This window comes from Cobetia sp. UIB-001, from assembly GCF_044789135.1.
Lineage (GTDB): Bacteria > Pseudomonadota > Gammaproteobacteria > Pseudomonadales > Halomonadaceae > Cobetia > Cobetia amphilecti.
Genome location: NZ_CP058244.1, coordinates 1,887,076 through 1,910,931, shown reverse-complemented (window position 1 = coordinate 1,910,931; position 23,856 = coordinate 1,887,076). Strand labels below are relative to the sequence as shown.

General features: G+C 64.8%; 18 protein-coding genes. 9 read left to right on the top strand and 9 right to left on the bottom strand.

The window, feature by feature from the left end; translation table 11 throughout:
• Nucleotide 1: 1 nt before the first annotated feature.
• The 3 genes from HA399_RS08085 to HA399_RS08075 are packed head-to-tail and all read left to right on the top strand — an operon-like array spanning nucleotide 2 to nucleotide 4,781.
• Nucleotides 2–1,348 carry a TolC family protein gene (locus HA399_RS08085; RefSeq protein WP_404326781.1) on the top strand — a complete coding sequence of 449 codons (1,347 nt, stop codon included), beginning with the start codon at nucleotides 2–4 and terminating at the stop codon, nucleotides 1,346–1,348.
• On the top strand, nucleotides 1,345–3,597 hold the full coding sequence (locus tag HA399_RS08080; protein WP_404326780.1) for a type I secretion system permease/ATPase: 2,253 nt from the start codon (nucleotides 1,345–1,347) through the stop codon (nucleotides 3,595–3,597). Before HA399_RS08085 ends, HA399_RS08080 begins: the two co-directional genes overlap by 4 nt.
• The gene (locus HA399_RS08075) at nucleotides 3,594–4,781 is read left to right on the top strand and encodes an HlyD family efflux transporter periplasmic adaptor subunit (protein ID WP_404326778.1); all 1,188 of its coding nucleotides are present in this window, start codon (nucleotides 3,594–3,596) and stop codon (nucleotides 4,779–4,781) included. Before HA399_RS08080 ends, HA399_RS08075 begins: the two co-directional genes overlap by 4 nt.
• Nucleotides 4,782–4,796: 15 nt before the next feature.
• Here the strand turns inward: HA399_RS08075 and HA399_RS08070 are convergent, their stop codons facing one another.
• Complete coding sequence (locus tag HA399_RS08070; RefSeq protein WP_404326777.1) at nucleotides 4,797–5,444, bottom strand: DUF479 domain-containing protein; 648 nt, start codon at nucleotides 5,442–5,444, stop codon at nucleotides 4,797–4,799.
• Between the two features lie 145 nt (nucleotides 5,445–5,589).
• Between HA399_RS08070 and selD the strand changes: the two genes are divergently transcribed.
• Nucleotides 5,590–7,953 (top strand): selenide, water dikinase SelD, encoded by a 2,364-nt coding sequence (gene selD / locus HA399_RS08065; protein WP_404326776.1) that lies wholly within the window; start codon nucleotides 5,590–5,592, stop codon nucleotides 7,951–7,953.
• Nucleotides 7,954–8,162: 209 nt separating this feature from the next.
• Here selD and HA399_RS08060 read toward each other — a convergent pair whose 3' ends face one another.
• Nucleotides 8,163–8,885: a DUF3581 family protein gene (locus tag HA399_RS08060; protein WP_054556084.1), complete on the bottom strand. Its 723-nt coding sequence runs from the start codon at nucleotides 8,883–8,885 to the stop codon at nucleotides 8,163–8,165.
• A 291-nt stretch (nucleotides 8,886–9,176) separates the two neighbouring features.
• Here HA399_RS08060 and HA399_RS08055 point away from each other — a divergent pair, with 291 nt between their 5' ends.
• The 3 genes from HA399_RS08055 (at nucleotide 9,177) to puuE (ending at nucleotide 15,012) form a co-directional block, all read left to right on the top strand.
• On the top strand, nucleotides 9,177–11,063 hold the full coding sequence (locus HA399_RS08055; protein WP_404326775.1) for a VRR-NUC domain-containing protein: 1,887 nt from the start codon (nucleotides 9,177–9,179) through the stop codon (nucleotides 11,061–11,063).
• Nucleotides 10,997–13,897: a helicase C-terminal domain-containing protein gene (locus HA399_RS08050; protein ID WP_404326773.1), complete on the top strand. Its 2,901-nt coding sequence runs from the start codon at nucleotides 10,997–10,999 to the stop codon at nucleotides 13,895–13,897. Before HA399_RS08055 ends, HA399_RS08050 begins: the two co-directional genes overlap by 67 nt.
• A gap of 161 nt (nucleotides 13,898–14,058) precedes the next feature.
• Nucleotides 14,059–15,012: an allantoinase PuuE gene (gene puuE, locus HA399_RS08045; RefSeq protein ID WP_404326772.1), complete on the top strand. Its 954-nt coding sequence runs from the start codon at nucleotides 14,059–14,061 to the stop codon at nucleotides 15,010–15,012.
• A 137-nt stretch (nucleotides 15,013–15,149) separates the two neighbouring features.
• On the opposite strand, the gene HA399_RS08040 is transcribed toward puuE, so the two are convergent.
• The 6 genes from HA399_RS08040 to HA399_RS08015 form a co-directional block, all read right to left on the bottom strand.
• A complete protein-coding gene (locus HA399_RS08040; RefSeq protein ID WP_404326771.1) occupies nucleotides 15,150–16,442 on the bottom strand; it encodes an amidase family protein in 1,293 nt (430 codons plus the stop codon).
• 60 nt (nucleotides 16,443–16,502) lie between these two features.
• Nucleotides 16,503–17,357: an amino acid ABC transporter ATP-binding protein gene (locus HA399_RS08035; RefSeq protein ID WP_404326769.1), complete on the bottom strand. Its 855-nt coding sequence runs from the start codon at nucleotides 17,355–17,357 to the stop codon at nucleotides 16,503–16,505.
• Entirely contained in the window at nucleotides 17,341–17,994 is a 654-nt protein-coding gene (locus HA399_RS08030) for an amino acid ABC transporter permease (RefSeq protein WP_077376658.1), read from the bottom strand. The genes HA399_RS08035 and HA399_RS08030 overlap by 17 nt, the downstream gene beginning before the upstream one ends.
• A complete protein-coding gene (locus HA399_RS08025; RefSeq protein WP_192838234.1) occupies nucleotides 17,991–18,716 on the bottom strand; it encodes an amino acid ABC transporter permease in 726 nt (241 codons plus the stop codon). The genes HA399_RS08030 and HA399_RS08025 overlap by 4 nt, the downstream gene beginning before the upstream one ends.
• 46 nt (nucleotides 18,717–18,762) lie before the next feature.
• Nucleotides 18,763–19,617 carry a transporter substrate-binding domain-containing protein gene (locus HA399_RS08020; protein ID WP_082388543.1) on the bottom strand — a complete coding sequence of 285 codons (855 nt, stop codon included), beginning with the start codon at nucleotides 19,615–19,617 and terminating at the stop codon, nucleotides 18,763–18,765.
• A gap of 594 nt (nucleotides 19,618–20,211) precedes the next feature.
• Complete coding sequence (locus tag HA399_RS08015; protein WP_404326768.1) at nucleotides 20,212–21,207, bottom strand: MurR/RpiR family transcriptional regulator; 996 nt, start codon at nucleotides 21,205–21,207, stop codon at nucleotides 20,212–20,214.
• Between the two features lie 361 nt (nucleotides 21,208–21,568).
• On the opposite strand from HA399_RS08015, the gene HA399_RS08010 reads away from it, so the two are divergent.
• Together HA399_RS08010 and HA399_RS08005 are read left to right on the top strand one after the other, a co-directional pair.
• Nucleotides 21,569–21,946: a hypothetical protein gene (locus HA399_RS08010; RefSeq protein ID WP_404326767.1), complete on the top strand. Its 378-nt coding sequence runs from the start codon at nucleotides 21,569–21,571 to the stop codon at nucleotides 21,944–21,946.
• 62 nt (nucleotides 21,947–22,008) lie between these two features.
• Nucleotides 22,009–22,614 (top strand): hypothetical protein, encoded by a 606-nt coding sequence (locus HA399_RS08005; RefSeq protein ID WP_404326766.1) that lies wholly within the window; start codon nucleotides 22,009–22,011, stop codon nucleotides 22,612–22,614.
• 184 nt (nucleotides 22,615–22,798) lie between these two features.
• Here the strand turns inward: HA399_RS08005 and HA399_RS08000 are convergent, their stop codons facing one another.
• Nucleotides 22,799–23,482: a TetR family transcriptional regulator C-terminal domain-containing protein gene (locus HA399_RS08000; RefSeq protein ID WP_054556074.1), complete on the bottom strand. Its 684-nt coding sequence runs from the start codon at nucleotides 23,480–23,482 to the stop codon at nucleotides 22,799–22,801.
• Nucleotides 23,483–23,856: the final 374 nt, after the last annotated feature.

Sequence of the window (23,856 nt, the reverse complement as noted above, 5' to 3'; positions counted from 1 at the left end):
CATGTCAGCGACGAAGCGTTGCGTCGCCATCTGTGCCATCTCCGCCGGGCTTTCAGCATCACTCCCGGCCACTGCCCAGACGAATCGTGATCTTGCCGCCGTGCTGAGCGATGTGCTTGCCCATGACCCTCGCATCGAGGCCGCTCGGGCCAATGTGCGTGCCGCGGGCACGGAAATCGAGATCGCCGAGGATGGCTATTGGCCGCGCCTGGAGAGCAGTGTCGGCACCGAGGACAACTTCACCGAAGGCGGCTACCGTCTCACCCTGAGCCAGATGCTGTACGACTGGGGCCAGGTGGAGGCCGAGGTCGAGCAGCGCAAGGCAGAGCGGAACGTCGAGCGTGACACCCTGGATCAGACCCGCATGGAAATCGCCCAGGAGGCGATCACCGCTTATATCGATCTGGGCGCCAATCGCGCCATGATGCGCCGCGTGCGCGATTACATCGAGAAACTCGATAGCCTCGAGCGTCTGGCCAATGACCGCACCTTCTCGGGCTATGGGGATCGGGTCGAGCTGGACCGGGCCGCCGTTGATCTTGCCAGTGCCCGCGAGTGGCTGGCACGCCTGCAGGGCGATGCCGACACCGCCCGTCAGGAGCTCGAGATACTCAGCGGCCGCTCCTTCAGGGATGTCGCCCTGAGCGCCCCGCCGCCCCTGCCGATCGTGGCGGATCTGGCCCGTGACCCCGCCACCACCGATGCCGCCATCACCAACGCGCCGGCCTATCGCAGTCATGTCAGTCAGCAGAATGCCGCGCGCCACGCCCTGAGCCTGAGCGAGGCCGAGCGCTGGCCGGAGTTGCGCCTGGAGGCGACCAGCTCCCGCTATGAGTCGAACGACGACATGGTCAGCGACTCCAGCATCGGCCTGCGCATCGAGGCCCCGGTCTTCCAGGGTCTGACGCCGTTGCGCCAGCCCGAAGCGGACCGCGCACGCTTGACCGCCGCCCAGTTCGAGACCGCCTCCACCGCGCGCGAGCTGCGCCGCCAGATACAGCGCCTGTCAGCCAGTCAGCCCGCGGTCGAGGCACGTATCAAGGCGCTGGATCAGCAGGCGCGCAGTGGCGAACGCCTGCGCAGCAGCTATCGCGACCAGTTCATCACCGGCTCGCGCAATATCGAGGACCTGCTGACCATCGAGAGCGAGATCTTCGCCGCACGGCGCCAGATGATCGAGCTCAATACCCAGCTGCTCACCGATCAATATGACCTGGCGACCCAGCTGGGTGCCCTGCCGCTGGTCTCCTCGCCCTATCGGGCCGAAGCCGGAGCCACCCCGCCAGAGACGGCGCGCACCTCGCTGCCCCACTCTCATCACCATGCCAGCCAGGGAGTCAGCCCATGAGCGCCCCACAGACCACCACCTCCTCGGCCACGGCGACAACGCAACCCGACCCTTTGCTGGAGAGCGTTCGCCAGTTGCTGCGCCTGCAGGGCCACGGCATCGATCTCGAGCGCCTGCGACACGGCATGCCACTCACCAAGGGTGAACTGGCGCCGCAGGATCTGGAGCAGGCCCTGTCGCGCCAGGGCATCGCCGCGCGTCTGAGTCAGGCGCCGCTCAGCGAGATCCCCGAAAGTCTGATGCCCTGTGTCATGCTGCTGGAAGACGGCAGCAGTCGCGTGTTGCTGTCCCATGAGGCCGCGCATCAGTGGCCTGCCGAGTCGAGCAGCGACACGAGCGACACCCAAGCAGACGATGACTTGGACACCACCCCCAGCGGCCCCGGCTACAAGCTGCTTGATCCCCTGTCCGGCGGCGTCTACTGGCTGCCACAGGCCGAACTGGCTGCCGCCTACGCCGGCATTACGCTGTTTGCGCATGGCGAGATCTCGCTGGAGCGCGCGGAAGGCTACAGCCAGACCCAGAAGGGGCATTGGCTGACCTCACGGCTCAAGTCGCATTGGCGCGTCTTCGCCGAGGTCGCGCTGTCCTCCTCGCTTGCCGCTCTGCTGGCCGTGGCCACGGCCCTGTTCGCGATGCAGGTCTATGACCGGGTGGTGCCGACCGGCGCCGTCGATACGCTGTGGGCGCTCGGCATCGGCGTGATGCTCGCCATCGGCCTGGAAGCGCTGCTGCGCGCCTTGCGGGCCCAGCTGATCGAGAACTCGGGCAAGAAGATCGACCTCGAACTCAACGATCACATCTTCCGCCACGCCGTGCAGATGCGCCTGGCCGCCAAGCCGCGCTCGACCGGGGCGATGGCCAGTCAGATCCGTGACTTCGATGCCATCCGCGAGTTCTTCACCGCCTCGACATTGGGTGCCTGTGGTGACCTGCCCTTCGCGCTGCTGTTCCTGGGCCTGATCGCCCTGCTGGGCGGCCCGGTGGTCTGGGTGCCGGTGGCGGCGATCATGTTGATGCTGATTCCCGTGCTGCTGGCGCAACCGTGGCTGTCGCGTCTCTCGCGTGAAGGCATGCGCGAATCGGCGGTCAAGAATGGCGTGCTGCTCGAGACCCTCGACAACCTCGAGAATCTCAAGGCCTGTCGCGCCGAGGGCCATGCCAGCCGTCAGTGGCAGCGCCTGACCTCTGAGCAGACGCACCGCGGCGTCACCTTCCGCCACGCCGTCGCCTGGCTGACCAGTTGGGGCACCGGCATGCAGCAGCTGGCCTATGTCGGCGTCATCATCGCCGGGGTCTACCTGATCATGGCTGGCGAGTTGAGTGTCGGTGCCCTGATCGCCTGTTCGATTCTCTCGTCGCGCGCCATAGGCCCAACCCTGCAGATCAGTGCGCTGCTGAGTCGCTGGCAGCACGTCAAGGTCGCCAAGGAAGGGCTGGATGCGTTGATGGAGACCGACATCGAGCGTCCCAGCGATCGTCGCTTCGCGCGCCTCGCCCAGGCACGCGGGCACTACCAGGCCGAGAACCTGCACTGGCGCTACGACGAGGAAGCCCCGGAAGCCCTGTCACTGGACCGCCTGAGCATCGCACCCGGTGAGCACCTCGCCCTGCTCGGAGGCAACGGCGCCGGCAAGAGTACTCTGCTGCGTCTGCTGGCCGGCTACTTCACGCCCACCAGTGGCGAGCTGACCCTCGACAACCTCGCCCTGAGTCAGATCGATCCTGCCGACCGCCAGCGCGCCATCGGCTATCTGCCGCAGGACATCAGCCTGTTCAGCGGTACGCTGCGTGACAACCTGTGCATCGATGGGCGAGATGTCAGCGACATGCGCCTGCTGGAGGTCATCGAGATGACCGGACTGGGCGACTTCGTGCGCCGCCACCCGCTGGGGCTGGACATGATGCTGCATGACCGCCACAGCCTGTCCGGTGGCCAGCGTCAGAGCCTCGGCCTTGCCCGCCTGGTCCTGCAGGACCCGGCCGTGGTGCTGCTGGATGAGCCCACCGCCTCGCTGGATCAGGCCACCGAGCAACACGTCATCAAGACCCTCGGCCCCTGGCTTGCCGGCCGAACCCTGGTGCTGGCCACACACCGCAAGTCACTGCTCGGCTGGGTCGAACGCGCCCTGGTGCTGCGCCACGGCAAGCGCGTCATGGACGGCCCGCTGGATCAGATCATGGCCAGACAATCGGCCGGCAAGACACCGGCCACCTCCGCATCCCGTCAGCGCCAGGAGGCCTCATGAGCCAGCGTTTCGATCCCGAACTCATCAAACGCGAGCTGGGCGCGCCGGACCAGAAGCTGGAAAGCCACTGGTCGCGTCCGCTGCTGTGGGCCAGCTTCCTGGTCATCGCACTGTTCATCGCCTGGGCCAGCTGGGCCGAGGTCAATGAGGTGGCGCGTGGCGAAGCCAAGGTTATCCCCTCCTCGCGCCAGCAGACCATCCAGAGCCTCGAGGGCGGTATCCTCGACGAGATGATGGTCAGAGAGGGCGAGATCGTCGAGGCCGGTCAGCTGCTGGCCGCCATCGACGAGACCCGCTTCCGCTCGGCCTACATGGAGTCATTGAGTCAGGCGCAGGCACTGCGCGCGACCATCGGGCGACTGGAGGCTGAGGTGCTGGACAAGTCGAGCATCGAGTTCCCAGAGGAGGTGCGTGACAACGAGGCGCTGACCGCCACCGAGCGCGAGCTGTTCACGGCCCGGCGCAAAAAGCGTGACAGTGCATTGAATGCGGTCAGCAAGGAGATCACTGCAGCGCAGCGTCAGCTCGCGGTGATCCGTCCGCTGGTCAAACGCCGTGCCGTGGGCGAGATGGAAATGCTCAAGCTGGATCGCGAGATCGCCGAGCTCAACGGTCGTCAGGCCGAGATCCGCAACACCTATCTGCAGGATGCCTACGCCGAGCTTGCCGACAAGAAATCCGAGCTGGCCGCTCTTGAAGAAACCAGCGTGCAGCGCCGCGACCAGCTGGACCGTACCCGCCTGCTCTCGCCGGTGCGCGGGGTGGTCAACAACATCGCCATCACCACGCGCGGTGGGGTGATTCCGCCCGGCGAGGAGATCATGCAGATCACGCCGCTGGAGGACACCCTGGTGTTCGAGACGCGCATTCGCCCGCAGGATGTCGCCTTCATCGCCCCGGGCATGCCGGCAACGATCCGCATCAGCGCCTACGACTATGCGGTCTACGGCACGCTGGAGGGCAAGGTCGAGCGCATCAGCTCGGACACTCTGGAGGAAGAAACGCCACGCGGCGAGGAGAGCTACTATCGCGTGCTGGTCAGCAGCGACACCGCAGCGCTTGAGCACAACGGCGAGACGCTGCCGATCAAGCCGGGCATGGTCGCCACGGTCGACATCGAGACCGGCGAGCGCAGCGTGCTCTCCTACCTGCTGAGGCCCTTCACGCGCCTGGAGCTGCGCTGAGCGCAAGGCTGATCGTCAGATAGCGGGCGGCTGGCGCAATGCCAGCATGTCCGGCCACAACCGCGCGAAGCTGTCCTCGAGCATCGCGCGGTTATCCGCCAGCCACGGCGTCAAGTCCGCCAGCGGATTGGCGTCTGCATCCAGATTCCCCACCCTGTGCGTATGCCTTCCATTGCGAGTATCACTTGTCTGGCGGGTATCACTTGTCTGGCGTAAGCGGCGTCTGGCCGTCATGCGCTCGCCGATGCTGGCAATGGTCGCGAGCGTGAACTCCAGCTCCTGATAACGCCTAAGCGCATCGCGCACCTGAATCCATTCGATCAGGCTCGACAGGCGTGACGGCACCTCCTCACGCGCCAGCAGGCGATAGAGGCGCCCGATATCGTCATCATGCATCTCGGCGGCCAGCAGGTGATCCCACATCATGTCGAAGGCGATGCCGGCGACACGTCGCGACGAAGGCGGCACCTGGGTCAACAACCAGCGTGTCTCGGGATGAGCGTCGATCACCGCGTCGCAGCGGCGGTGAAAGCGGATGCCCGCCTCAACCTCCGGCGACCAGTCGCTCAGGTCACTGCCGCGCACGCCATCGGCAATCAGGTTGCCAAACAGGAAGTTATCGCTGCCCGCCAGACTCAGGCGTGCATGACCGAGAAAGTTCAAGTTGCTAGACTCCTGCTTTTGCGAATCCTGTCGCCGGTCTCATCTGGCGCGCCCTGGCTCTGCATACCCTGCTCCTGTTTCCCTACTCTACTGACTATCGAGATTCACGATGCCGTCCGCCTCCATGCCAGTCAAAGCGCCTATCGTGCGTGATATCGTCCTGATCGGCGGTGGGCACAGCCACGTCGGCGTGCTGATGCGCTTTGCCATGCAGCCAGAGCCCGGTGTCCGCCTGACCGTCATCTGTCGTGACACCGACACGCCCTATTCCGGCATGTTGCCGGGTTACGTCGCCGGTCATTATACGTTCGACGATGTGCATATCGACCTGCGCCGGCTGTGTCAGTTCGCCGGTGCCCGCTTCTATCGCGATCAGGTGATCGACATCGACCGCCGCGAGCGCCGCGTGATCTGCGCCGAGCGCCCGGCGGTGGACTACGACCTGCTGTCGATCAACATCGGTTCCACGCCTCGCCTGTCCCACATCGATGGTATCGGTGACCCTGAAGCCGCAGACGCCCCCGTGGTGGCGGTCAAGCCGATCAGCACCTTCCAGCAGCGCTGGCTGAGTCTGCTCGAGCGCGCCAGAAGCGCCGAGCGTCCGCTCGATATCGTGCTGGTCGGCGGCGGTGCCGGCGGGGTCGAACTGCTGCTGGCCATCCAGCAGCGCCTCGCCACCGAGTTGCCCGATGCGCTCGCGCCGAACCTGACGCTAATCACCCGCGGTCAGCGTCTGTTGCCCACCCATGCGCACACGGTCAGTGAGGCGCTTGCCACTACCCTGCACGAGCGCGGTATCCAGGTGCATTTCGGTGAGGAGATCATGGCCGTCGAACGCGCATCCTCGACCGCCCAGCGCCAGCTGATCAGTGCCAGCGGTGCCTGCCATCAGGCCGATGAGGCCATCTGGGTGACACGGGCCGGTGGTGCGCGCTGGCTGGAGAAGACCGGACTGAGCCTGGACGAGGATGGCTTCCTCAAGGTTCGCGATAGCCTGCAGACGCTTGAGGATGACGCCATCTTCGCCGCGGGCGATATCGCGCATCAGCTCAACCATCCCCGCGAGAAGGCCGGCGTGTTTGCCGTGCGTCAGGCGCGGCCGCTGGCCGACAATCTGCGACGGGCCGTGCGCGGCGAGCCACTCAAGGCGCATATCCCGCAGTCGCGCTGGCTGGCGCTGATCAGCACTGGGGATCGCGACGCCATCGCCTCACGCGGCAACCTGGGGCTGGTCGCGCCGCGTCTGCGCCCGTGGCTGTGGCGCTGGAAGGACCATATCGACCGCCAGTTCATGGCTCGCTTCAATGAACTGCCCAGCATGCAGGACGCCGCGAATACCGGCGGCCTTGCCGGGGTGCATCAGCGTATCAGCGCTGCCTGGCAGGCGTTAAAGGGCAGCGATGGCAAGCTGCATCCGCGCCTGACCGCCGAGCTGGATGAGCAGGAGGCACACCAGGCCCTGTCCGCACTGGCGATGCGCTGCGGCGGCTGCGGGGCCAAGGTCGGCGCCAGCGTGCTGTCGCGAGCGCTGCAGAGCCTGGCCCCGCGCGAGAACCCGGACGTGCTGGTCGGGCTGCATGCCCCGGATGATGCCGCCATCGTACGCGTGCCCGAAGGACAGGCGCTGGTGCACAGCGTCGACTTCTTCCGCGCCTTCATCGATGACCCCTATCTGTTCGGGCGCATCGCCGCCAATCACGCGCTGGGCGATCTCTACGCCATGGGCGCGGCGCCGCATACAGCGACGGCGGTAGCCACGGTGCCACAGGGGGTCGAGCGCAAGGTCGAACCGCTGGTGCGCGAGCTGATGCAAGGCGCGACCGAGGTACTCAACGAGGCGGGATGCAGTCTGGTCGGCGGCCACACCGGCGAAGGTCAGGAGCTGGCGCTGGGCTTCGCGCTCAATGGTCTGGTGGAGGAAAGCCTGGCCGGCGTCACCTGCAAGGGCGGCATGCAGCCGGGCGATGTGCTACTGCTCACCAAGGCCATCGGCACCGGTACGCTGTTGGCGGCGCACGCACGCCTGGAGGCCCGCGGCCGCTGGATCGACGCCGCGCTGGACAGCATGCAGCAATCCAGTCAGCGCGCGGCGGATATTCTGCGCGCGCATCAGGCGAGCGCCTCCACCGATGTCACCGGCTTCGGTCTGCTCGGCCATCTGGTCGAGATGACCCGCGCCAGCGGCGTGGATGCCGAGCTCGAGATCGATGCCCTGCCGGTGCTCGACGGCGCCGAGGACTGTGTCGCCCGCGGTGTGGTCAGCTCGCTGCAACCGGCCAATCTGCGCCTCAAGCGTGCCCTGAAGGACCAGGCCGGCGTCATCGATCATCCGCGTTATCCGCTGCTGTTCGATCCGCAGACGGCCGGTGGCCTGCTGGCCAGTGTGCCGCCCGGGGAAGCCGAGTCCTGTCTGGCCGCGCTCAAGGCCGCCGGCTATCACGCCAGCGCCATCATCGGGCGCATCACGCCCCAGGGCGATGCACTGGCGCCGATCAGCATCAAGCGCTGAGCACGGTTAGAGGGTCACACGGTGAGCCAGCCAGTTGGCGATCAATGACAACCGGCGACTCCCAGCGATGCTTCACAAGCGTTGTGACATTAAGCGTTGTGACATTCAGATGCCAAGACGCCCGCCAGAGAATTCTCTGGCGGGCGTCTTCATGACTGCCGACTCATGCGCGGGGCGTCTGGCGACAAGCGTCAGACTGACCGGCTATCTCAGGCTTCGGCTTCGCGCTTGAGTGCCTCGAAGGACTCCACGAACGCATCCATGGTCTCGGCACAGTAATCCCGCAGACCACTGACGACCAGCTTCTTGGAGCCACTGCCGATGCACTGCTCGCCATCATGGATGCTGAACTCGAGCAGGGTATCGCCACGCTTGCCGTTGACCTCGAGCGAGGACCCCACGAAGTCGAGGTGCAGGTCGGCGATATCCAGGCGCTCGAAACAGAAGCCCATGCTGTCATAGATCACCAGCGGGCGTGCCGGGTTGAACATCACGCCCTTCTCCAGCATCAACGGCTGCAGGAAGTGAGGGAAGTTACGCCCGGAGAAGGCGATGTACTGGCGGGTGAAATTGGCGACCACTTCCTCGTCGTGGGTGGTATCGCCGCTGCGCTCGACCGTCAGGTAGACCTTGCCGGCTTCATCGCGCACCAGCAGGGACACGCCATTCTCGTCGGGGGCGTCCAGCGCTTCGAAGATCAAGGGCACATCGTTGCCGACCATGCCGCAGAAACGGATGGTCATGCACTGCGACAGACCGAATTTCGCCAGCAACAGGGAGAACAGCAGGTCGCCGGGCACACAGAAGCGTCGCGCGTCCGGGTCATGAATGGGGTTGTAATCCCCCGCCATCTGCTTGGCGAAACGACTTGCCTGCTCGGCGGTGATCCGCACGCGGCCATCTTCGACCCGGTGAAACTGATCAAGAAACATGGACTGCCTTCCTGCCCTGCTTGAATGATGATCGATGGCCCATCCTGAACCATCGCGGAAATGCCTCCGAGGGGAGGAATCGCGGTCGACGCGCTGCCACGTCTGCCCACCTGTCGTGTCATGAAGCTTTCAAGACATGCAGATGAAACGATTTTATCACTGGATGACAGTCAGGTGGTGACTCGTGACAGGCTTTGCAAGAGATTGCAGCGCGCCAGATGGCCATATACTGTATATAACCCCATGCTTTCGGGCAAACCGCCGCACTGCCCGCCACTTCGACAGGTCGCCATGCAAGCCGCTCCCCTCGACAATCCGCGCTACTACCTGGCCAACTTCGACACCCTGATCGACTGGGTCTGCCAGTGTCACGCCGATCTGCTGACAGAGGCGGAGCGTGCCACGGTGGACGCCATCACTCGCCTGCCGGATGCGTCGCGGGCCTTGCTGGTGCGACTGCTGATGCGCAAGGGCGATCATTTCGAACGCTCGCAGCTGCACTATGCCGAGATCGGTGCGATCGAGGCCGCAAGCCAGCCATTGATCACACCGCTCGCCGACAGTGCCACGCCTGACGGCCTGTGCCGCCACAATGCCGACCTGAGTCTGGACGAGATGCTGGCGCTGGTGACCTTGCCACGCCTCCGGGCTGCCTTTGCCGAGCTGCCCAGAAGCACGCCCAAGCGTCGCATGCATGATGCCATCAGCGAGCTGCTGGGCGATGTCACGCCACGGCCACTGCCAGCGTGGTTGAACGACCCCGCCGCCGACACCTTGAGTGTCGGGCTGGGTGAGCTGTCGCGACGCCTGAGCCTGATGTTCTTCGGCAACCTGCGCCAGAATCTGTCGGACTTCGTACTCAGCGAGCTGGGCCTGCTGCGTTGCGAGACGGTCGCCCTGTCGCCGGCCTCGCGCGCCTTCACCCATCGCTGGGAGGTGGATCGCTATCTGGCGCTGGAGCAACTGCGTGAGGACTGGCAGCAAGCCAGCGAGCGGCTGGACCGCACTGCGAACGCTGAACTTGAGCGGCACTGGCAGCGCATCGTCGCGGCGCTGGATGCGACGCCGTCTGCAGCGGCAAACGAGATCCACAGTGAGCCGTCCGCGACTCATCAGCTCACTGACGCTCGTGCCACTGACGGGCGTGCTATTGATGATCGCGCCAATGCCTGGCTGGCGCAGCGGCGTGACCGCCTGCGCTTCTCGCTGGCCCGCGACGCCGAGCGTCAGGGCTGGCATCAGGCGGCCGCCCGCCAGTACGCCTGTCTCGAGGACTCCGCGTATGCCCCGCGGGCCATGCCGCGCCGGGTGAGAGCACTGGAGCTGTCTGGCGATATCAGCGCAGCCCACGCGCTGGCCAGCGAGCGGTTGGCGCGCGCCGAGATCACGCTGGATGAGCAGCTGGCACTCGAACGCGCCCTGCCGCGTCTGTGCCGTGGCCTCGGATTACCCGCGCCCAGGCGCGCCAAGGCGCCGACCACGCCACAGATCACCATTACGGTTCCCGACCTTGCCACCTCGGCGGCTGATGGTATCCACGGCGTCGAGCGCGCGGCCGCCCATGCCTTGGCCACGCCCGAGGCACCGGTCTTCTATGTCGAGAATGGCCTGATTCCCGCGCTCTTCACCCTGCTGTGCTGGGAGGCGCTGTTCGCCCCCTTGCCGGGGGCCTTCTTCCACGCCTTCCATACCGGCCCGGCAGACCTCTACCGCCCTGATTTCGTCAGCCGTCGCCAGGCCGCTTTCGAGGCCTGCTTCGCGTGTCTGAAGGAGGGAAGCTACCGGAAGGTGATCCGTGAACGCCACCAGCAGAAACACGGCATTCAGGCGCCCTTCGTGCACTGGGAGCTATTGAGCGAACAACTGCTGAACCACGCACTGGACTGCATCCCACCCGCGCATCTGGAAGCCTGTTTCCGCCACCTGCTGGCCAACCCTCGCGAACATCGCGCCGGCCTGCCGGACCTGATCCAGTTCTTCCCCGAGCACAGCAGCGACCGTTATCGGCTGATCGAGGTCAAGGCGCCCACCGACCGTCTGCAGGACAACCAGCGTCAATGGCTGGCCCTGTTCGCACGCCATGCGATCCCGGCGCTGGAGTGTCGCGTCGAATGGCTGAGCGCGACCGAGGCCTCAGCGGACGAATGCTCCCGGCACAAGGCACCTCCAGCATCATGATCAAGGCGGACGAGACCCACGCTGAGCCCGCACGCTACCGGATCGCGGTGCGTGAACTGTGCGCCTTTGCCGCGCGCGAGGGCGATCTGGACCTGCGCTTCACACCATCGCCTACCGCCCAGCAGGGCATCCGTGGTCATCAGCGTATCGTGCGCCGACGCGGCAAGGACTATGAAAGCGAGATCTCGCTCAGCGGTGACATCGGCAACCTGACCATCCGTGGGCGAGCCGATGGCTATGATCCGAAGCGCAACTGCCTCGAGGAGATCAAGACCCATCGCGGCGACCTCTCCCGCCAGCCCGCACACCATCGCGCCCTGCACTGGGCCCAGGCGCGCGTCTACGGTGCCCTGATGTGTCGCAGCCGAGACCTCGAAGGCATCACGCTGGCGCTGGTCTATCTGGACATCGCGGCGGATGCGCCCAGAGGCGTCAAGGGCAGCAAGGATGAGCAGAACGAGCAGACTGACCCAAAAAAAGGCCAGGCGCAGCACGATGAGCAGCGTCTGGAAGCCTGGTGGAGCCGCGAGGCGCTGGAGGCGGAGCTGGCACGTCTGGCGGCACGCTTCAGCGAGTTCGCCGCCAATGAGCTGGCCCATCGCAGTGCCCGCGACAGCGCGCTGAGCCGCCTGGCCTTTCCGTGGCCGAGCTGGCGCCCCGGGCAACGCCAACTGGCCGAGCACGCCTACAAGGCGGTGATGACCGGACGCGAGCTGCTCGCCGAGGCGCCGACCGGCACCGGCAAGACCCTGGCGACGCTGTATCCGGCACTGCGCGCGATGCCCGCAAGCGGCACGGACAGACTCTTCTACCTCACCGCCCGCACCCCGGGGCGCGCGCTGGCACTCGACGCGCTGGCCACCTTGGCACCAGCCGCTGATGACAGCGAGGGGCAGGAAAAGACACCGGCGACACCGCTGCGCATTCTGGAACTGGGCGCGCGCAGCAAGACCTGCGAGCACCCGACCCTCGCCTGTCATGGCGAGTCCTGCCCGCTGGCGCGCGGCTTCTATGATCGCCTGCCCGCGGCGCGCGACGCCGCGCTCGCCGACCAACGCCCCCTGAATCTGGCGACGACACGCCGCCACGCCCTGGCCCACGACATCTGCCCCTATTTTCTCGCCCAGGAGCTCTCGCGCTGGGCGGATGTCATCATCGGCGACCACAACCACTACTTCGACAGTCATGCGCTGCTGTTCGCCCTGACCCAGGCCAATGACTGGCGCACGGTGGTGCTGGTCGATGAGAGCCACAACCTCATCGAGCGCGCCCGCGGCATGTACAGCACCGAACTCGACGCCCGCCAGTTCCACTTTCTGCTCAAGCAGTTGAGCCGCACGGGCCATCCGGCTCCGCTGCGCTCGGCCTCACGCGCGCTGGCTCGGCAATGGCGAGCGCTGGAGCAGCTCAAGCTGGGTACTGACGACGAGACACAGGCGAGCAAGGTCGATAGCAAGGACGCAGGCCACAAGGCGCAGCGCCTTGCGCTGGAGGCTCTGCCCGGCGACTTCCTCAAGGCCTTGAGCCAATGGACCGGCGCGATGGGCGACTGGTTGGCGGAGCCTGATAAGGCTGCAAACCCTGCTGCGGCCAGGCAACAGCCAGCGAAAGCCACAGCCACACAAGCCCCCGAACAGCTGGGCCTGATCGGATGCGATGCCTCCTCTGCTGCTCCGAGTGCTACCGATACAGGCTCTGCAACGACAGTCTCCGGCTCGGCCTCCTCCACGGCCAGGCGCCGTGTGGAGCCCGATGTCGAGATGATGGAGGCCTACTTCGCGGCATTGACCCTGGCGCGACTCGCCGAAGGCTTCGGCGATCACTCGCTGTTCGAGGTCGAACTCGCCGCCACTCCCCCCGCGCGGCAGGCATCACTCACCAGCGATTCAAGCTCGAGTTCCGGCACAGCATCGGCTGTAGGAGCAGAAGCAGGAGCAGCAGCCCGGCCACGCAAGGCCCGCGGGCGCAGCGTGCGTCAGATCCAGCCGCGACTGCGCTGCGTCAGCCCGGCGCCGTGGCTAGCACCCCGCTTGCGCGCCAGTCACGCCACCCTGTTGTTCTCGGCCACACTCAATCCACCGGCCTATCACCATCGCCTGCTGGGCCTGGCGGACGACGCCGTCTGGCTGAGTGTCGATTCCCCGTTCAGCGCGACCCAGGTGCAGGTCAGTCGTCACCGGCTCTCGACACGCCTGCGGGATCGCGACGCCTCCTGTCGGCCGATCGCCGAGCTGATGGCGCGCCAATACCGGCACCGCCCGGGCAACTATCTGGCGTTCTTCTCGAGCTTCGCCTATCTGGAACAGGTCGCCAGCACCCTGCAACAGCTGGCGCCGGAGATTCCCCAATGGCGCCAGACCCGCGCCATGACGGAAGCGGAGCGCACCGGCTTCATTCAGCGCTTCACGCCCGAGGGACAAGGCATCGGCTTCGCGGTACTGGGTGGCGCCTTCGGCGAAGGGATCGATCTGCCCGGCTCGCGGCTGATCGGGGCCTTCATCGCCACCCTGGGACTGGCCGGTTTCAGCCCCGAGAATGAAGCGCTCAAGCAGCGTCTTGCCACGTGGCTGGACAACGACGCTCAGCGGCGTAGCCAGCCGCAACAGGCTGAAGGCGACTCACGCGACGATACGCGCACACCGCGCCCGGTCATCCAGCCATTGAATGCCGATGACTGCACCTATCTGTACCCGGGGCTCACCAGAGTGGTGCAGGCTGCCGGCCGAGTGATTCGCAGCGAGCAGGATCAGGGCGTGATCCACTTGATCGATGACCGCTTCATGCGCCCGGGAGTCGCACGGTTGCTGCCACGCTGGTGGTCACCGACGAATTGATGCGGGATGCAAGCGTGACGCCGCCACCATGCGCCGTGATGGCACAAAGCCTGCACATCAATGGAGAGCGATTGGGTCTTCATTTCGCACTTCATTTCGCACTTGTCTTCGCTCTTCATTACGCTCTTGTCTTCGTTATCCACCCGCAAGGAAGCCGCACGATGCCAGACACCGACAATGCCCTGTGGGGCGATGAGTATCCGCGTGACCTGATCGGTTATGCCGACACGCCACCGCATGCCAACTGGCCGGGTGGCGCGAAGATCGCGGTGCAGTTCGTGCTCAACTACGAGGAAGGCGGCGAGAACTGCCTGCTGCACGGCGATAGCGATAGCGAGAAGTTTCTCTCCGAGATCATCGGTGCCGCGGCCTACCCCGCGCGGCACATGAGCATGGAGTCGATCTACGAATATGGCTCGCGCAGTGGCGTGTGGCGGATTCTGGATGAATTCAAGCGCCGGGAATTGCCGTTGACGGTCTTCGGCGTCGGCATGGCGCTGGCGCGCCATCCGGATCTGGTGGCGCGTTTCCTGGAGGATGGCCACGAGATCGCCAGTCATGGCTGGCGCTGGATTCATTATCAGCACATGGATGAGGCCCATGAGCGCGCCCACCTGGAACGCGCGGTGGAAAGCTATCGCGAGCTGGTCGGTCATGCGCCTCAGGGCTGGTATACCGGACGTGACAGCCCCAATACCCGCCGTCTGGTGGTGGAACACGGCGGCTTCACCTACGACAGCGATTACTACGGCGATGACCTGCCACTGTGGATGGAGGTGACTACCGCCAATGGTGAGCAGGTGCCGCATCTCGTCGTGCCCTACACTCTGGACACCAATGACATGCGCTTCGCCAGCGCCCAGGGCTTCAATAGCGGCGAGGACTTCTTCCAGTACCTGCGCGATGCCTTCGATGTGCTCTATGCCGAGGGCGACACCGCGCCCAAGATGCTCTCCGTCGGGCTGCACTGCCGGATCGCCGGCCGCCCGGGACGCTTCGCGGCGCTGAAACGCTTCCTCGACTACGTTCAGTCGCATGACAAGGTATGGATCACACGGCGCATCGATATCGCCGAGCACTGGCAGCGCGAGCATCCCTATACCCCCGCCAGCTGACGAACCATCACTTCAATCCCAAGCGCCAGCATCAGAAACGCCGCAGCCCTTTCGGGAGGCGGCGTTTCTGGTCAACTCCAGACAATGTCAGCGATCGCACGTGCAAGGCAGCGCTGGTCAGTTTTCCAAGATGCTGGTCAGTCTTCCAACATGCAGGCCAAGGCCAGCAGGCTCTCATCACGTCCCGGCAGGCCCAGCAATGACACGCCCCAGGGCGGGGGCGCGGCTTCCTGTGGCAGACGTGCCGCCGAGTCGGCAAGCCACGGCAGACTCAGCTGCGGCGCGCCATTCAAGCCCGCCAGCGCGGTGAGCCCCATCAGGCGATGACGATAGGCCTCCATCACCTCAAGGCTTGCACCCAGCAGCGGTGAGGCGCCCGGCGTGGTGGGCAACACGAAGACCGCCTCGCTGGTGGCTTCGGCCTGAGCATGAAGCGCGCGACTGCCAGCCTCCGCTGGCGCCTCGCTGCCTTCCTGATGACTGGCTGCCTGGCTGGCTGCCAGCTGCTGGCGATACCAGCGGCGAACGGTACCTGCCTTGGCTTCTGCTGCCTGCTCATCGCTATCGCTTAGCGTCATGCACCATTTGAGACGCGCCGCGATATCCGGGTTGAGGCGCGGCCAGCGCGATTCGGGTCCCTGCTCCGGCGTATTCAACCACGCCTGGTGAGTGCGACGAATCTCGCAGCCCTGCAGAATCCGGAAGGCTTCACTGGCGCGCGCCATGAAGGCCTGGCTCAGCATGCGCCGCTCGCACTGAAAGCCGAGTGATTCAAGGCGTCGGGACAGCGGCCCGAGCAGGCGCTGATAAGGCCCCGCGGCCAGTCCTTCCGGCACCAGCAGGATGATACGAGCCGGCAGTCGAGTGGCTGTCGCCGGCGGCATCAGCACCTCACTGACCTGCGTCAGCGTCGCCAGATCCCGCGTCATCCAGCCGACGGTGTCAAAGCGCGGCGCCAGCGGCTTGAGCCCCGTCATGCTGATACGACCATGGGTCGGTCGCAGCCCATAAAGCCCGCAGTAACTGGACGGCACGCGGATGGAACCGCCGGTATCGGTGCCCAGCCCGATCTCCGCCTCGCCACGTGCCACCGCCACCGCAGAGCCCACACTCGAGCCACCCGGCAATCTCAGCGGCGCACGTGGGTTCTGCGGCGTGCCGAAATGCGCATTGGTGCCGTTGAGGCTATAGGCCAGCTCATCGGTGGTGGTGCGGGCCCGATAATCGGCCCCCGCCTGCTGAAGCGCGAGGACAGCAGGTGCCGTGTGCCGCTCGATGGGGGCGCTGGCCAGCAGGTCAGGATTGCCCTGGCCGATGCGCTCGCCCTTGATCGCGAACAGATCCTTCACCACCAGTCTCTGACCATCAAGCGGCCCCTGTCCCCGCGGCCCCGGGAAACGTGCTGGCGCTACATAGATACGCTTGTCCACTGGGAGCGACTCCTTTCGACTCATGATGTGGTCCACCGCTGTTCTCTCAAGACGCTGCGCTCATAGCACCGCGCCGAGGAACTGGCGCAGCTCTTCCGTGGCCGGATTGGCAAACAGCGTCGCGGGGTCGCCTGATTCATGCACGCGCCCCTGATGCATGAAGATCACGCGATCCCCCACATCGCGGGCGAAATTCATCTCGTGGGTGACCAGAATCAGCGTCATGCCCTCACGCTTGAGCTGTTCCAGCACCTTGAGCACATCGCCGACCAGTTCCGGGTCCAGCGCCGAGGTGATCTCATCGCAGAGCAGCACCTTGGGGTGCATCGCCAGGGCGCGTGCGATCGCCACCCGCTGCTGCTGTCCACCGGAGAGCTGACTCGGCCAGGCATCGAATTTCTCCCCCAGCCCGACCTTGGCCAGCATCTCGCGGGCCTCGCGCTCGGCGACATCGCGGGCGACGCCCTTGACCAGCATCGGTGCCAGCATCACGTTCTCGCCGACGCGCTTGTGGGGAAACAGATTGAAGCTCTGGAACACCATACCGACATCCTGTGCCAGGGCGGCGGCGTCCATCTCGCTACCGTCCAGCAGCTTGCCGGCGACATGAATGGCGCCGCCGTCATGCTGTTCGAGCTGATTGATACAGCGCAGCAAGGTGCTCTTGCCGGAACCGCTGCGACCGATGATCGACACCACCTCACCCGGGCGCACCTCGAGATCGATCCCCTTGAGGACCGCCACGTCACCGAAGGACTTGGTCAGCGCCGACAGGCTGACCAGCGGCGCCTTGGCGCTCTCGGTATCAAGGGCGCTGTCGGAAACGGGAGCGCTCTCGGTGACGGCGGCCTTCTCGGAGACAGCAGCGTCGGATGAGGCGCTATCCAGCGCAGAAACTTCAGCGAGCAGTGACATTGAGACGTGCCTCCAGATGGCGAGCCAGCCGCGACAGCGGATAGCACATGGCGAAATACAGCAACGCGACCAGCGCGAAGACGGTGAAGGGTTCCAGGGTGGCGTTGTTGAGCATGGTGCCGGCCTTGGTCAGCTCGACGAAGCCGATCACCGAGGCAAGCGCGGTGCCCTTGATGATCTGCACCGAGAAGCCGACGGTCGGCGCGATGGCCATGCGCAGCGCCTGCGGCAGGATGATGTGGCGCATGGTCTTCAGGTAGCCGAGTCCCAGCACCCGCGCCCCTTCCCACTGCCCCTTGGGCACCGCCTCGACACAGCCGCGCCAGATGTCGTGCAGGAAGGCACTGCTGAACAGCGTCAGCGCCACGGCCGCCGCCGTCCAGGCCGAGACATCCAGCCCGAAGACCGCCACGCCGAAGAAGGCAAGGAACAGCTGCATCAACAGCGGCGTGCCCTGGAACAGCTCGGTATAGAGACGACAGAAGAGCGCCGCCCCCGGCCAGCGGGTCAGGCGCAGAAAGGTCAGCGCCAGCCCCACCAGACTGCCGCCGATGAAGGCGATCAGGGACAGCGCCAGTGTCCAGCGCGCCGCCAGCAACAGGTTGCGCAGAATGTCCCACAGCGTGAAGTCGATCATGAGTGGGCCTCTTTCAGGACATGAGAAGACAGACGGCTACGCGGGGCGGGCGTCAGGTGGCGAAAGCCGAACAGGCGACGCCCGATGCGGTTGAGCAAGGCGCGCATCGCGATGGCCAACAGCAGGTACATGCCTGCCGTCACCACGTAGCTCTCGAAGCTCAGGAAGGTACGTGACTGGATGAAGTTGGCCGCGAAGGTCAGGTCCGCCACGCTGATCTGGGAGACCACGGCGGAGCCCAGCATCACGATCACGCACTGGCTGGTCAGCGCCGGATACATGCGTTCCAGCGCCGGCATCAACACCACATGGCGATAGCTCTGCCAGCGGGTAAGCCCCAGTGCCCGCCCTGCTTCCCACTGGCCGCGACCGGTGGCATCGACCCCGGCACGCAGGATTTCACTGCTGTAGGCCGCCAGGTTGAGCGTCATCGCGATCACCGCGGCCATCTCGGCGCTGAGTGACAGCCCCAGCGCCGGCAGACCGAAGAAGATGAAGAACAGCTGGACGATGAAGGGCGTGTTGCGCAGCAGCTCCACCAGCATGCCCAGCAGCCGGCTGAAGAGGCTGGTCGGCGCACGATGGCGCTGCCAGACACACATCACCGCGCCGAGTATCCCCAGCGTGGTGGTCAGCGCCGTCAGCCAGACAGTCGTCATCAGCCCGGCCATCAGGTCGGGCAAATACGGCAACAGGCGCGGGAAATCCGGGAGATAATTCATCGATCAAGCCTCACGGGCAAAGGGATCAGACGTGTGACGTCTCGAGTCAGGCATCCAGTGACGGCAGCGGCGCCTTGAACCAGGTCTCGGAGAGCGTATTGAGCGTGCCATCCTCGATTCCCTGGGCGATCAGCTCATTCACGCGCGCCTTGAGCGCCGGCGTGTCATGACGCATGCCCACATAGCAGGGAGAATTCTTGAGCGGCAGCACGCTGACCGGCACGCGGGCAGGATTGCGTTCGGCGATGGCGGCGGTGACGAGATTGCCGGTGGCGATCATCTCGACCTGCCCTGACAGGAAGGCCGACAAGGTCGTGTTGTTGTCTTCGAAGCGCTTCACGGTGGTCGATTCCGGTGCCACCTTGCTGAGCTCCATGTCTTCCACCGAGCCACGTGTCACGCCGATGGTCTTCTCGCTCAGCCCCTGCGCGGAGTCCACCTCACTGCCCTTCTCGCCGAACACGCCCAGGAAGAACGGCGCATAGGCATCGGAGAAATCGATCGCCTTCTCACGCTCGGGATTCTTGCCCAGGCTCGAGATCACCAGATCGACCTTGCGGGTCTGCAGGTAAGGGATGCGATTGGCCGAGGTGACCGGCACCAGCTCAAGCTTCACCTCCATCTCGTCTGCCAGATAGCGCGCCATGTCGATATCGTAGCCACGCGGCTTGAGGTCCGGGCCGACCGAGCCGAAGGGCGGGAAGTCCTGGGGCACCGCCACTTTCAGCACCCCGCTATCTTTGATGTCGCTCAGTGCATCCGCGTGTGCACTCAGGGCGGTGGACGCCAACGTGCCCCACAGGGCCAGCAATATCCCCTTGCGAACCCAGTTGCCAAGACGCTGCTTGTTGCCTGTCCGTGTGGCGCGCTGCTGGGCCTTGCTCTCGTGACGCTTGCTCATCGGTCGACTCCGGTATCCGTCAATGCCAGGCGCTGATACGAGGACGACTCGTCTGCACCTGGTGCCTTGCGGCAGTGGATTGTTGTTGGTTGTTGTTGAGTGTCTTGCCGAGTGTCTCGCCGAGTCAGATCCAGTGACTCCCTGCCCCATCCGTCTTCAGAACCTGACCAATGAAACAAGTGATTCCCTTATCAATCTTTGCAACAGGTGTGCCAAAGCTTTCGCTACAAGCTCAATAAGGTGATCGAGTTGCAGGCAGCGCAGAGTCACCTTCGGCTCACGGGCCTGAGCAGGGGCTTGATAAAGCGCCTCAGCACGCGCCCGAATGCAAAACAGCGAGCAGCAACGAGAAGAAACGACACACGCCTGCGGGAGACGAAATCGCGGATAACGCCTTCGCCTGGCGGCGCGATCAGGGCGCCGACACCAGCGACATGGCAGCAGATGGTGCAGTCAGGGAGGTGCATGCGCCCTGGGGGTGCGCAGAGCGCGGCGAGTCGAATCGGGCCGCCGCACAGATCAGAAGCGAGGCTAGCGGCCCACAGGGAGGTAGAGAGGGAGAAAGGAAAGGCAGGAGCACTTCAAGCTGGACGATCAGCCGTCGCCCAGTTCCTCCAGCGCATCGAAGGTATCGGTCACGCGGCGAATCTGGCTGCGCCCGCCGACGAGGTCGTCATGCAACAGGCGCGTGGCCAGCAGGTTGATCTGGCTCATGGCAGCGGCGTAGCTGTCGAAGGCGCTGACGCTGTCCAACGGGCAGCGCAGGACATGCTCGATACCGGCGGGGATGCTGCTAAGGCTGTCATCGCAGACCAGCAGCACCGTACAGGGCGCCTGCCCCAGCCATTCAAGCAATCGGGCCAGCCCCTGCGGTCGCCGGCGCATGGCGAAAACCACCACGGCGTCATCGACGCCCAGGCGTGCGACCTCCTCGCCGAGTGATTGGCCGGGTTGCGGCAACACCGCCACCTGCGCGCGCAACTGCAGAAACTGCTGGCGCAGGTGCAGCGCCAGCGGATAGGCATTGCGAAAGCCGATGATCTGCAGCCGCTCGGCCTTGGCCAGAGCGCTGCTCAAGGCCGCCATGTCGAGCATGTCCAGCGCCGCCAGTGCCTGACGCAGGTTGCGACACTCCTGCTCATAGTGACGCTGGTGATGGTCTGCCGTCGGCGCTGCCGCCACCGGAACGCCGGATTGACGCAGACTGCGTGCCTGATCCCGCGCTTCACGGAAGTCCTGATATCCAAGACGGCGGAACAGGCGGCTGACCGTCGCCTTGGAGACGTCGGTCAGACGTGACAGTTCCGCGGCGTTGTATAGCGCCAGTTCATCCTGATGCGCGAGCAGAAAGCGCGCGATGCGCTGCTCATTCGGGGTGAGCTCCTCAAGCGAACGGGTCAGACGCTGATGCAGGCTCAGGCTCCTGGTGCCCTGCCTTGCGGCATGGCGAGCAAGACGGGTAGCAAGATTGACGGTGGCATCGGCATCGGCAACGGGGGCAGGCGCTTCCCCATCCGGGTGCACTGCCCGGGATTCACCGGACACGTCATCCTCGGGGGGCGCGCTGTGATCTATGGGCGCTCGTGGCATGAAGACACACTCCTGAAAAGATTCTGCGTGAGCGCAGAGCAACGACTGCATCAAGACAGTGCAAAGCCTGGGCCAGGTGCTGACTGACAGTGCATAGACGAAAGGCGTAACCCTCGCGATGAGCGCTTTTTCCTCATCCTGAACGCCTCTGACGCCCTCAAGCGCTGCACGACGACAATGATCCGCACAGCACCACAGACACAAGCGACTGTTTTTACTGTTCATCACATCAAATCGGCACGCAAGCCGCTTGATCAAGACTAGCCAGCCGACAGGTCATACGCCGCGCAGTAACGCCAACGACCCTTGCCGGACTGCAATATTCCCGATAAAGCGCTCGCGATGCGCAAGGAGCATTCTCATGGCCACCTCAACGATGACTGCCCTCCTCGATACCTGCCGAGCCATGACAGCCAAGGTCACGACACAGACATTCACCCTCTTGCCGCGCACTGGCAGCGCCACCCAGGATGTCGCCAATGCCCAGTCCGCTCAATTGCTGGGCGTGATGGCGATGGGCTACGAGGCACCGCCGCTGAGCCTGAAGGCAACGGCGGCCCCCACGACGCCTTCACCGGCCCATGACACGCGCAGCCAGGCTGACATTGCCGCCTCGGCCGTGGCGGCCCAGACCTCAGCCGAGACATCCACTCCGGCTTCGACCTCGACAGCATCGCCCATCGCGCAGCAGAAAGCCGTCTTCAACCCTGACATCAACCACAAGGCTCACGCTGACTGAGAGGCGATGCACCGCCACCACACCCTGCTGCGTCAGAGCATGACGCGTCGAGGAATGCTGGCATGAGCGTCTATACCATCGGCATGGAATGCGGCATGCACATACCGCTGGAGAACAGCATCGTCCTCGCCCCGGCGCCTCGCATCAAGCTGGAACTGACCGCCGGCCAGCATGCTGGCGAGTACCTGAGCATGATGTCAGGAGGCATCCAGCCGCTGACGGATAGCGACGATGCGTTGCTGAAAAGCCTGGAGGCGCAGCTGCCGCGCCGCAGCCTGATCTGGACGGCGCGCGGGATCACCGAAGTCGGGCGTGGCTGGCGCTGGCAGTCATCGCCCGGTCATCCCCAGGCACCCTGGCTGGACGCGGTTCATCATAGCTGGCCGAGTCATGCGCCGCGCTGGCTGCGCAAGGCGCCGGTGGTGGTGGTCACCGCCGATGCGCTGCCGCTGGCCAACCGCACCCGCCACCAACGTGACCTCGCGCGCCTGTGGGCAAGCGCCGATGCCGCGCTGATCTATCTGGCCGACGATGCCCGCGATGGCTGGCAGATGCATCAACACTGTGACATCTCTCAATTGGAGAAAGCCGAGTTGTCGGGGGCCAAGCAAGAGGAAGAAGCCGTGCTGGATCGCGATCCTGGCATGCCCTTGGAGATGGCAAGCTGACCACCTGAAGGCCTTTTCCTTCGCTCTTTCTAGAACGACTCAAGAACCAAGAACCAAAAAGCCCGCCCCGGAATCCGGGGCGGGCTTTTTGCTGTGCGGCGAGGCAGTAAGAACAGACAACTCACAGCAGGCGACTGACAGAGCGCCGAACCCGCCGGCTCAAGCGCTCAGCCGCTCATGACGCTCATGACTGTCGCGGGCACAGACCATCACATAGCGTGCTGGCCACGAAATCCGCCAGCTGCTCCCAGTCTTCATCGCTCTGCGGCGCTCCCCCCAGCTGATCGATCTGGGCGGCAAAATCCGCGTAATGCTGAGTGGTGGACCAGATGAGGTAGATCACCCACATCGGCTCCGCCTCACGCAGCTTGCCCGCGGCCATCCAGGCCTTCATGACATCGCAGCGCGCCTGCACCCAGTCACGCAGGTCACCACTGAGATAATCGCGCAGGAAAGGCGCCCCGCTGATCACCTCCGCCGCGAACAGACGCGAGGCCTGCGGTGCCTGGCGTGCCAGCTTGAGCTTGACGCGCACCAGCGCCTCCAGCACCTCACGCGGCTCGTCATCAGGCGAGATATCCTCGAGCGAGGCATTCCAGCGCGTCAGGGTCTGCTCAAGCAGGTGAACGTAGAGCTTCTCCTTGGAGCCGAAATAATAGAGCAGATTGGCCTTGGGCAACTCGGCCACTTCCGCAATCTGCTTCAAGGTGCTGCCGCGATAACCGTGACAGGCGAATACGCATTCGGCGGCCTCGAGAATGCGGCTCTCGGCTTGCTCACGCGGAGAGCTGGCAGGCGGCACGCTCAACTCCGCACTACGGGTACGACGGACTTCAGCGTAAAGGGAAGAAGGAGAATCCGCGGGCATCGGCATCACTCATCAGGTCAGAAAAAAGCATTCGAATCTCTTGGCGACAGCCCCCTGTCTGTCTCACTCGCCTATCAGCGGCGATGTGCGCAAGCAGGAGGCTCTGGTCAAGCGACTATCACGTGGCGTTGGAACAGCAGTGAAAACAGCCCGTTGAGACACCGGCGAACAAAATACCACAACATGCACTGACCATTTGGTCAGATTCTTGCAGGATTCACAATACGACCTGTTACATTGATAGAGACAACAGCCTGCAGACCGACGCTCGCCGACTAGATAGAACAGGCCCGCTGGCAAGACAGACCCAGCCCGCCGGCAGCGTAGAACAGAGGACTTGAGCGTTGGAAGCACGCTGTACGCAACAAGGCACC